General features: G+C 65.8%; 1 protein-coding gene (cut by a window edge). It reads right to left on the bottom strand.

Annotated features, from left to right (window positions below):
• Window positions 1-12,230, bottom strand: the 5' portion of a protein-coding gene (locus tag EYZ64_RS15745; RefSeq protein ID WP_135454570.1) for a non-ribosomal peptide synthase/polyketide synthase. 12,190 nt of this gene lie to the left of the window's left edge; only the first 12,230 of its 24,420 coding nucleotides appear in the window; it begins with the start codon at window positions 12,228-12,230; its stop codon lies off the left edge, out of view.

Raw genomic sequence — 12,230 nt, 5'->3', positions numbered from 1 at the left:
GGGGTCAGTCCGCCCCCACCGTTTCGCACGTGCTCGCAGATGCCGGCCAGGGCGTCCAGCCACAGCCCGCTGAGCCGGTTGATCTGTGCCCCATCGACGGTCGACGGCGCCCAGGTCCAGTTCGCCTGCAACTGCGGGCCGGTCTCGGTGTCGATGGTGCCCGCATTGAGCGCCACGGTGTGGGACAACGGCATGGGCATGGCCGCTGCCGCGCCGGTCGCCGACAGCCCGTCCGCTGAGATCCGCCACAGGTCGTCGGTCGTCTCGGCGGCTCCGCCCCCGAGGCGCCCCAGGTAGTTGAACCCGATCGTCGGGTCGACGCCGTCGAGATCGACGTCGGCGTTCAGGTAGCGCAGTAGCCCGTACGTCAGCGGATCGGGCAGCGAACGCACCTGTTCCTTCGCGTCTTTGATCGCCGCGCCCAACGCTGCATCACCGGTCACCACTTGGGACCAGGACAGTCCGCTGACGTCGTCCCCGAAGTTCATGGCCACCGGATACTTGGCGGTGAACCACCCGACCGTGCGCGACAGGTCGATGGTCAGATCGGCGCTTCCATCCAGGTCTGCCAGTTCTTCTTGGCGGCCGTGCCCTTCGACGTCAACGGCGATCGGCCTACCGGGTGTGCCCAACGCTCCTGAGAACTCAGCCACCGCAAGCCCGAACGCGATCAACAAAATGTCCTGCACCCCGGCGTGGAACGCCGTCGGCACCTCGCCGAGCAACATGCGCGTGGTTTCCGCGTCCAACGACACCCGCAGCTGCCCGGCGGTCTCGTAGGTATCGACGTCGGGTTGCACTGTCGGTAACGCCGCTGGAGTGGCCGCTACCTGCCGCCACGCGTCGGCCTGGGCCACAACGTCCGGATGACCGGCGTGCGCGTGCAGCAGTTCGGACCACCGCGCGAAAGATGTGCCGGCCGGCGGCAGGGCCACGGGTTGCCCACCGCGATGCTGCGACCAGGCGATGTTGAGGTCTTCCAACATGATTCGCCACGACACCGCGTCGACGGCCAGGTGGTGGACGACCAACACCAGTTGGCTCGTCGAGTTCACCCACAGCGCGCTCAGCATCACCCCGGTCGCCGGGTTCAACCGTGACCGCGCCGCGACCAGCGCCTCATCGGTCAACGTGCCCACGGATCGCACGCACTCTCGTGCGTCCACCGAGCCGGGTTCGGGCACCGTCAACGACCAGTCATCGGCACCATCGCGCCCGGCCCGCAGCCGGAGCATGCCATGGCGATCAATCAAGGCCTGCAACAGGATTACGACATCGGCCTCAGAAACACCCGCAGGAGCTTGCACGAGCACCGTCTGGTTGAACTCATCGACCGGGCCGGTGCTTTCAACGTTGTTCAGCCACCGAATGATCGGTGTTGCCGGTACCGGCCCGACGCCTTCGTCAACCGGGCCATGAGAGCCGCCGGCGACCTCGGCGACCCGCGCCAGCCGCGCCACGGTCTGCTCGACGAACACATCGCGCGGGCGGCACACCAAGCCGGCTGCCCGAGCCCGGGCAACCACTTGCATCGACAGAATGCTGTCTCCGCCGAGGTCGAAGAACGAGTCGTCGACTCCGACCCGCTCCAGCCCGAGCACCTGGGCGTAGATATCGGTCAGGACCTCTTCGACGGCATCCGTCGGCGCGCGATAGGCATCCCCGGAGCCGTAGTCGGGAGCGGGAAGTGCTCGGGTGTCCAGCTTTCCGTTGACCGTCAGAGGCAGCGCGTCGAGTACCACAACCGCGCCCGGAACCATGTACGCCGGCAGCCGGTCGGCGAGTTCGGCGCGAAGACTGGCCGGTTCGCCGGTGCCGGTGATGTAGCCGACGAGGCGCTTGTCACCGGGACGGTCCTCACGGGCGATCACCGCCACCTGCTCCACACCGTCGAGAACGGCCAAGGCGGCCTGGACTTCACCGAGTTCGATGCGATAACCGCGGATCTTGACCTGTTCATCGGCGCGACCCAGGTACTGCAACTGCCCGTCCGGGCGCCAGCACACCAGGTCCCCGGTGCGATACATGCGCGTACCGAGCCCACCGAACGGACACGCGACAAACCGCGAGGCGGTCAAGCCGGTTCTGCCTACGTAGCCATATCCCAGGCCCGCACCTGCGACGTACAGCTCACCGATGACTCCGGCAGGCACCGGACGAAGCCACTCGTCGAGCACCAGTAGCGCGGCTCCGGGAACCGGTGAGCCGATGGGCACGCCGTGGCCGGCTTCCAGGGGCGCACTGATCGCCACGCACATCGTGGTCTCGGTGGGTCCGTAGGCGTTGATCATCACGCGGCCGGGAGCCCACTGGTCGACGACCTCGGGTGAGCAGGCTTCTCCGACCACGACCAACGCCGCCGACTCCAGGCCCTCGGTCGGCAACGCCCTTACCGCAGAAGGAGTCTGAGTGAGAACGTCGACTCGTTCGCCAACCAGCAAGGCATGGAAATCGTCCGGTGAGACCGTGATGTCCTCGGGTACGACCACTACCCGTCCACCACGGAGCAGAGCGCCGAAGATCTCCCACACCGAGACATCGAAGGCCAGGGAGTGACACTGGGGCCACACTCCCGGGCGAGGCAGCCCGGCGTCGAGTGACTCCAGCAGCTGGGTCACGTTGTGATGGGTGACCGCAACACCTTTGGGCACACCGGTGGTACCCGAGGTGTAGATCAGGTAGGCGATGTCGTCTGCGTGCGGCGCCGGCATCTCACCACTCGGCTGGAGCGCGAGGGTGCCGATCTCGCTGACGTCGACAACCGCGACGCCGTGCCCCTGCAGTCGATCGGCCAGATCGGTCGTGGTGACGGCGGCAACCGGACCGGCGTCGGTCAGCACGAACTCAAGCCGGGCATCGGGCACCACCGGATCGATCGGCAGATACGCCGCTCCGGTTTTGAGGATCGCCAGGATGGCGATGATCGCCTCAGCGGACCGGTTGAACAGCAGTGCGACGCACTGCCCTGGGCCCGCTCCCCGGCCGATCAGCAAGTGCGCCAAGCGGTTCGCGGATTCGTCGAGATCGCGGTAGGTCCATGAGCGCTCACCGGCGGTCAGCGCCACCGCCTCGGGGGTACGGGACACGTGCTCGGCGAACAGCGCGGGAACCGAGATCGGCCTGGGCGCCGGCCGGGTCAGCGTTTCGAGGTTGCCGAGGTCCGCGAGGCGGGCGTGCTCATCCTCGCCGAGCAGATCGACCGACGACAGCCGCGCGGTCGGGTCGGCCGTCATGGACGTGAGCACCCGCTGCAACCGGGCGATCAGGGTTTCGATGGTGTCGGCATCGAACACGTCGGTGCGGAATTCCACCGTCCCGCCGATGCCGGCCGGCTCACCGGACTCGGTCCGGCGTTCAGCCAGCGAGAAGTTCAAATCCATTCGGGCGGTGTGGGTGTCCACGGGCATCCGGGTGACCTGCACATCGCCCAATGCCATCCCGGCAGCCGAATCATTGACATCATGCCCGGCGAAGTTCTGCCATGCCAGCGCCACCTGGATCAACGGGTGGTGGGCCAGCGACCGGGTCGGGTTCAGTTGTTCGACGAGGACTTCGAACGGCACATCCTGGTTGTCGAACGCGGCCAGGCTGCGTGCCCGTACCTGAGCCAGGACCTCGGTGACGGTCGGGTCACCGGCCAGGTCCACCCGGAGCACCAGTGTGTTGACGAAGAAACCGACCAGTTCATCCAGCGCGGGATCACGGCGGCCGGCGATCGGGAAACCCACCGCCACATCGGAACTCGCGCCGAGCTTCGACAGCAATGTCAACAGCGCCGCTTGTACCACCATGAAGGTGGTCGCGTTGTGTTCACGCGCCACCCGGGCCACTTGTTGCTGCAACCCGGCGGGCCAGTCCACTCGCATCGTGGCACCGCGCTGATCGGTCATCAGTGGGTACGGCCGATCGGTCGGCAGGTCGATGCGCTCGGGCATGTCGGCCAGCGCGTCCCGCCAGTAGCTGAGCTGCGTGGCGATACGGCTCTGGCTGTCCTCGAAGTCACCGAACTGCGCACGCTGCCACAACGTGTAATCGGCGTACTGCACCGCCAGCGGCGCCCAGTCGGCGGCCTGCCCTGCACACCGGTTGGCGTAGGCCACCCCGAGATCGGCCACCAGCGGGGTGACCGACCAACCGTCCGCGGCGATGTGATGCACCACCGCGACGAGCACGTGCTCGTCATCGGCCAGCCGGAACAGCTTTGCCCGCAGAGGAATCTCGGCAGACAGGTCAAAAGTATGCCGCGACGCGGCCTCGATGCCGGCCTGCACCTGCGCCGGCGTCCAGCCGCTGGCATCGACAACTTCCCAGCCGAGTTCGGCATGTCCTGAGGCCATCACGATCTGGCGCGGGATGCCGTCGGGCGCGGCGAACAGGGTGCGCAGGCTTTCGTGGCGAGCCACCACGTCGGCCAGCGCCGCGCTCAATGCCTCGACATCCAGTGCACCGGTCAGCCGGAACGCGGCCGTCATGTTGTAAACCGGTGACGGGCCCTGCAATTGGTCCAGGAACCACAAACGTGACTGGGCGAACGACAGCGGCACGACCGCAGGCCGTTCAGCGGCCACCAAGGGCTCCAACCGGGCCTCTGCCCCACCGACCCGCAGTGCGAGCTGTGCCACCGTGGGCGCATCGAACAGGGAACCCACCGTGATACCGGCCCCCAACGATGTGTTGATCGCAGCGACCAGACGCATCGCGGACAACGAGTCCCCGCCCAGATCGAAGAACGAATCGTCGATCCCCACCCGAGCCAGACCGAGGACACGAGCATAGATGTCGGCCAGGATCTCCTCGACCGGGTTCGCCGGGGCGCGATAGTGATCGGTGTCGAGATAGTCCGGTGCCGGTAGAGCACGCCTGTCGAGTTTGCCGTTCACCGTCAGAGGCACCGCATCGATCGCCATCACCGCGGACGGGACCATGTAGCTCGGGAGCCGCTCGGCCAGCCGCGCGCGGATCTGGCCTGGCTCGGCCGTTCCGGTGACATAGCCGACCAGACGCAATGCCGCGCGATCGTCCTCGCGAGCGATCACGACGGCTTGTGTCACGCCGTCGACTGCGGCCAGCGCGGCCTGGACTTCACCGAGTTCGATGCGGTACCCGCGGATCTTGACCTGCTCGTCAGCACGTCCCAGGTACTGCACTTGACCGTCAAGGCCCCACCGCACCAGATCACCCGTGCGGTACATGCGGGTTCCCGGCGCCCCGAAGGGACAGGCGACGAAACGGGAAGACGTCAGGCCTGCCCGGCGCCAATATCCCGTTCCCACACCGCGGCCGGCGATATAAAGCTCACCGACCACTCCGGGCGCCACCGGCCGCAACCAGGAATCAAGTATGAACAGCGCTCCGCCGGCGACCGGTGCGCCGATCGGCACCACCGATCCCGGAGTGAGGGGTGCGCTGATCGATGCGTAGACGGTGGCCTCGGTGGGACCGTAGGCGTTGATCATCACTCGTCCGGGCGCCCAGCGGTCCACCAGCTCAGGAGGACAGGCTTCGCCGGCCACCACCAACGCCGCCGACTCAAGACCCTGCGGTGAGATCATGCCCGCGGCCGACGGGGTCTGACTCAATACGGTGACGTGTTCGGCCACCAGCAAATCGTGGAAATCATCGGGTGATGCGGCGACCGATTCCGGTACCACCAGCAGGCGTGCGCCATGGAGCAACGCACCGAAGATCTCCCACACCGAGACGTCGAAGCTGTACGAGTGCCACTGCGTCCATACCTGCCCAGGTCCCGATGACACGTTGTCGTCGAGGGAGCCGAACAGTCCCGGCACGTTGCGATGCGGGATGGCAACGCCTTTCGGCACACCCGTCGTGCCGGACGTGTAGATGATGTAAGCGGTGTCGTCGGGAGACGGGGCCTGCATCGCAGTCCCCGGCCGGCCTTCGGCGGCATCGTCGATATCGATGACGGGGACATCAATCCCGTCCAGGAGAGAACGTCCTCCGGCCGCGGTGACCGCGACGATCGGCTCGGCATCTTCCAGCATGAATGCAATGCGGGCCACCGGAAGCGCCGGATCGATCGGCACGTAAGCCGCTCCGGTCTTCAGCACAGCCACAATCGCCACGATGGCCTCGGTCGACCGGGAGAACAGCAGCGCCACAACCTCGCCCGGGCCCGCGCCGTGGGCGGACAATACGCGCGCGAACCGGTTGGCGGCCTCGTCGAGTTCCCGGTAAGTCATCGACCGGCCCTCGAAAGTGACCGCGACCGCGTCCGGAGTGGATGCCACCTGCTCGGCGAACAGTGCCGGAATCGACTTCGCCGTCACCGGTTCCGTCAAGACCGCCCGGTGACTCCACTCGTTCAGGCGGGCGTGCTCAGCGTCACCGAGCAGATCGACCGATGACAACGGCCGCTCCGGATCCGAGGTCATCGCTGCCAGAACTGCCTTCAGCCGCTCAACCAAGGCCTCGACGGCGACCGGGGCGAAGACCTCGGTGTCGTACTCGACACGGAGCTGCATTTCGCGTTCGACGCGGGAACCCGATTCGCGGCCCGGGAGGGCTTGCACCGCCAGCGGGTAGTGGTTGGATTCGCGGAAATCGAACCCGGTGACCGCCAACCCGTCGACGCCCGACAGCGCGGTGGTGTCGATCGGGTAGTTCTCGAAAACGAGGAGGGTGTCGAACAACCTATCCTGACCGCTGATGCGGTGGATGTCGCTGAGCGCCACGTGCTGATGCTCGAGCGTGTCGTTGTGGGCACCTTGCAACTGACGCAACAGATCTGCGGTGGTGGTGTTCGGTTTCACCGTGGCCCGCACCGGCAATGTGTTGATCAGCAGGCCCACCATCGAATCCGAGCCCTCGACGTCGGCCGGCCGCCCCGAGACCGTCGTGCCGAATGCGACATCATGCTGGCCGGTCAGCGAGCTCAGCAGGAGCGCCCAGGCGCCCTGCAGCACGACGTTGGTGGTGCTGTGATGGGTGCGCGCCAACTCGCCGATTGCGCGGGTGGTCTCCTCCGGAAGCCGGAATGTCTCGATACCCCGCTGTCCCAGCCTGTTTCGATCGGCCGGTCCCACCAATGTCGGTGTGTCGAATCCGGCCAACATCTCGCGCCATACCTCATGGGAGCCGGCGCGATCCCGTTCGCCGAGCCAGGTGACGAACCGGCGATACGGCGCGGCTGCGGGCAACCGTTGCCCACCGAAGCCGGCGAAGATCTCCTGCAGCAAGATCGGCATCGACCAGCCGTCGAGCACGATGTGGTGCGCCGTCAGCACGAACCGGTACCGGTCATCGGCGATGCGAATGACGCAGGCCCGGAAGGCGGGTTGGTTTTCGAGATCGCAGACCGCGGCACGTTCGACGGCGCAGATGTCCTGGATCTGCTGATCAACGCCAATACCGTTGACGTCCAGTTCGATACACCGCCACGGCGCCACGGGATCCGCGGGTACGACCTGCACCGGCTGCTCGAACTTCTCGAAGAAGCGGGCAACCAGGTGCGGATGTCTCCGGACCACCGCCTGGACCGCCTCGCCGAGCCGCTCCTGATCGAGCGGGCCGCTCAACGCAATATCCAGTTGCATCGCATAAACGTCGCGAGAGCCCCGAGCGGTCCCCGCATGGAACAGCAATCCCTGTTGCAACGGCGTCAGCGGCAGGACATCGGAAATCCGGTGCTGCCGGCTGAGTTCGTCGATCTGCTGCTGGCTCAGCGCGGCAGGAGCGATGTCCGACGGGGTCAGCCCGCCGCCACCGTTTCGCACGTGCGCGCAGATTCCGGCCAGCGCATCGAACCACAGTTGGCCCAGTCGGCTTACTTCCGTGCGGTCCAGGACTGAGTGCGCCCATGTCCAGTCGGCGTTCAGCAGCACGCCCGTGTCGGTATCGACGGTGGCTGCGTTGAGCTCGAGGGTATGCCCGAGTGGCGTGGGAACCGCCCCGGCCAGGCGGGTCAACGACAAGCCCTCAGAACGCATCCGCCAGACATCACCGGAGGCGTCTCCCACAGCCCCACCCAGGCGGCCCAGGTAGTTGAACGCGATCGCCGGGTCCGGCCCGGCCAGCTCAATTTCTGGGTTCAGGTAACGCAGCAGGCCGTAGGTGAGACCGTCTGGCAGAGCTCGCAGCTGCTCCTTGGCGGCTTTGACCACTGCACCGAGCGTTGCGTCACCCGCCTTCACCTGCGTCCAGGGCAATCCGTGCAGGTGGCCCCCGAAGTCGAACGACACCGGGTACTTCGCGGTGAACCAGCCCACGGTGTGCGACAGGTCGATGTCGAGGCCGGCAGTTACACCCAAATCTGCCAAGTCCTCTTGGCGCCCGTGCCCCTCTACATCGATGGCAATCGGTGCGCTGCTGCGCGAGAATTCGGCGACCGCCAACCCGAACGCAATCAACAAGATGTCTTGGGTGCCTGCATGAAACGCGGCGGGCACTTCGCCGAGAAGCATGTGGCTGGTCTCGGCGTCCAACGTCATCGACAGCTGCCCCGCGGTCTCATAGGTATCGACCTGGGGTTGCGATGCGGGCAATGCCGGCGGTGTGGCCGCCACCTGTCGCCACACGTGCGCCTGGTCCACCACATGCGGGTTCAGTGCAGCCTGAGACAGCAGGTCCGCCCATCGGGCGAACGACATGCCGGCGGGCACCAGCGTCACCGGCCGACCGCTACCATGCTGCGCCCAGGCGACATTGAGATCCTCCAGGAGGATTCGCCACGACACGCCATCGACCGCCAGATGGTGAACGATCAGCACCAGCTGACTCGTGGAAGTCACCCACAGCGCGCCGAGCATTGCCCCGGCGGCCGGGTCCAGCGTTGACCTCACCGATACCAGGGCGTCGTCAGACAACACATCCACCGAGTGCACGCATCCGGCGGCGTCGACCGAACCCGCTTCGGGCACCGTCAACGACCATCCGCCGGCGCCGTCGTCCTCGGCACGCAATCGGAGCATGCCGTGCCGATCGAGCAAGGCCTGCAACAGAACTACGACGTCGGCCTCGGTAACACCCGCAGGAGCTTGCAACAGCACCGTCTGGTTGAACTCGTCGATCGGGCTGTCGGCTCTTCCCAGGTTCTTCAGCCACCGCATGATCGGGGTAGCCGCCACCGGTCCGAGGCCCTCGTCAGCCGGTTCGTCGGTCACACCCGTCGACTCGACCACCTGGGCCAGTCGGGCCACAGTCTGCTGGACGAAGATGTCCCGCGGGCGACACGTCAGGCCCGCGGCCCGGGCGCGCGAGGCCACCTGCATCGACAAGATGCTGTCGCCACCCAACTCGAAGAACGACGCATCGACGCCGACACGGTCCAGTCCGAGGATCTGGGCGTAGATCCCGGCCAGGATCTCCTCGGTCGGAGTCGACGGGGCCCGATAGTCATCGATGTGCTGGTATTCCGGTGCAGGCAAAGCCTTCTTGTCGAGCTTGCCGTTGACCGTCAACGGGACAGCCTCGATGGCTACCACCGCGGTGGGCACCATATAGGCCGGCAGCTTCTCCCCCAGCGCGGCACGGGCTGCCGACGGATCGGCGGTCCCGGTGATGTAGCCGACCAGACGCTTGTCGCCGGGACGGTCCTCACGGGCGATCACCACCGCCTGCTCGACCCCATCCAAAGCCGTCAACGCCGACTCGATCTCACCCAACTCGATGCGATAGCCACGAATCTTGACCTGCTCATCGGCCCGCCCGAGGTACTGCAACTGCCCATCGGAGCCCCAACAGACGAGATCCCCGGTGCGATACATCCGCTGTCCCGGCGCTCCGAACGGACACGCCACAAATCGCGACGCGCTCAACCCGGCTCGGCCAACGTAGCCGGCAGCCAAACCCGCACCAGCCACGTACAACTCGCCCACCACACCCGCAGGCATGGGCCGCAACCAATCGTCGAGCACGAAGAACGCGAGATCGTCCAGAGGTACACCGATCGGACTGACCGCGTTCCCCACATCGGCCGCGGTGATCTCCCGGAACGACGCATGAACCGTCGTCTCGGTGATCCCATACATATTGATCAACCGCGGCAGCCTCGGGTGTTCAGCCAACCACGGAGCCAGCCGCTGCGGTTCCAGCGCCTCACCGCCGAACACCACAGCGTCGAGCGCCAGCCGGTTTTCCGGCCGGGCGGTATCCACCGCTTGCAACGCGTAGAACGCCGAGGGTGTCTGACTCAACACACTCACATGTTCATCGACCAACAACGCGTGGAACTCTTCAGGCGATCGTGTCACCGATTCGGGCACCACCACGAGCCGGCCACCATGCAGCAGCGCGCCGAAAACCTCCCACACCGAAAAGTCGAAAGCCAACGAATGACACTGCGTCCACACCTGACCCGCAGACAACTCGACATCGGCGTCCACCGCCCGTAGCAACCGCGCCACATTCCGATGCGCAACCGCCACACCCTTGGGCACACCCGTAGTACCCGACGTGTAGATCAGATACGCGATGTCGTCGGGCCTCGGCCCCATCGGTAGCGCCGTACACGGCTGGCTGTAGACCGCGCGGTCGTTGACATCGATCACCGTCAACCCACGTCCGCCCAACCGATCCACCAGATCAGCAGTGGTCACCACAGCCATCGGCGCGGAGTCAGAGAGCACGAAATCCAGCCGAGCATCAGGCACCGAAGGATCGATCGGCACATACGCCGCACCGGTCTTCAGCACCCCCATGATCGCCACGACCGCCTCAACCGACCGCGGGAACAACAGCGCCACCCGCAGCCCCGGACCCACACCCCGCTCAACCAGCAAGTGCGCCAACCGATTCGCAGCCGCATCCAACCCGCGGTACGACATCGAACTATCGCCGAAGCTGACCGCCACCGCCTCCGGATGACGAACCACCCGCTCGGCGAACAACTCCGGAATCGACAACGACACAGACACCGACCGACTCAAGGCGGCCTGATTACCCCAACCCTCGAGCTCCTCAAGCTCATCGCGGACGTCGATAGTCGCAAGCTGCCGGCCCGGGTCGGCGGTCATCGAGTTCAGAACCCGTTCGAAGCGATCCGCCAAATCTCGCGCGTCACAGCCGATGAACTGCTGGCCGACACCGGTCATGCTGAGAAAAAGGTCTTCGTCCTTCTTGAGGAAAACCAAACCGAACTGGTCCACCAGGCCGGTGTGGGTGACGGTCCCCCACCCGGGAGCATCACGGAAATCAGCCCTGGGAATAGTCGGAATGAAATTGATGGCCGGCCGGGCCGACGGCTGTCCCGTGCCCCGGAATCGCGACTTGTTCTCGATCGCGCGTAACGGGAATCGCTGATGGTCCAGCGCACCTCGGAACCGCCGGTCGACATGTTCACACAAGCCGGCCACTGTGGACTGCGGCGACATATCCAACATCAAGGGCACAACCCCGGACACCATCCCAGGCACCATCAGCGCCTCTGGACGCACCCGTCGGCTGACCGGAAGATCGAGTGCGACCTCGGATCCGCCGATCTCGCTCTGCACCAACAGCGCATACGCGGCGGTGATCACCGAGGCGCGGCGCACTCCCAGAGCTTTCGCCAGATCGCGGGCCCGGGCAACGACGGTGGGGTCCAGTTGGATTGGCGCAGAAGGCTCATACCCGGCGACCTGGTTTGCGACTCCGGGGGCCAGACCATGCCGGGGTTCACTCTCGGGCGGGATATTCGCGGCCCAATACGCCTGATCGTCGAGGTAATCGTCGGTAGCCTCGTAGTCAGACTCGCAGTCGATCAGGCTCTTCAATGACCCGAAGATTGCAGGTGGCATCGGCTCGGCACCAGCGATTGCTGTGTAGACAGCGGCAATCTGGTGACAGACCAGGCCCATCCCGATTCCGTCTATCGCGATGTGGTGGCAGCACACAAAAAAGTAGAACTCGTCGGCGCGTGTCTGCATCAGCGCGAACTTGAACAGCGGCCCGGTCAGAGGCATCGGAGTCTGCCGGATCGACGACGCTACCCGATACGCGTCCTGCTTCGGATCGCGGGACGAAGTCAGGTCATGGCGGGCAAGCTCGACATCCGGATAGTCAACTACCGTCTGGAAAACTTGGCCGTCTACCTCGGAGAAGGTAGCCCTCAGCGGTTCGGCCTCGTGCACCACGTGCCGAATCGCTTGTTCCAGCAGGTGATGCTCGATGGCGCCGTCGATCCGCGCAAGCATGCCCAGCTGCCACTTGACGCCGACGCGGCCGGTCTCCTCCGAGAGCCAAATGTCTAGCTGGCCCCGCGTGAGCGGAAATCTTTCGTGATCACATTCCAT

Origin of the sequence: Mycobacterium sp. DL99 (assembly GCF_004762045.1) — a bacterium.
Classification (GTDB): Bacteria; Actinomycetota; Actinomycetes; order Mycobacteriales; family Mycobacteriaceae; genus Mycobacterium.
This window is presented reverse-complemented; position numbering and strand designations above follow the sequence as displayed.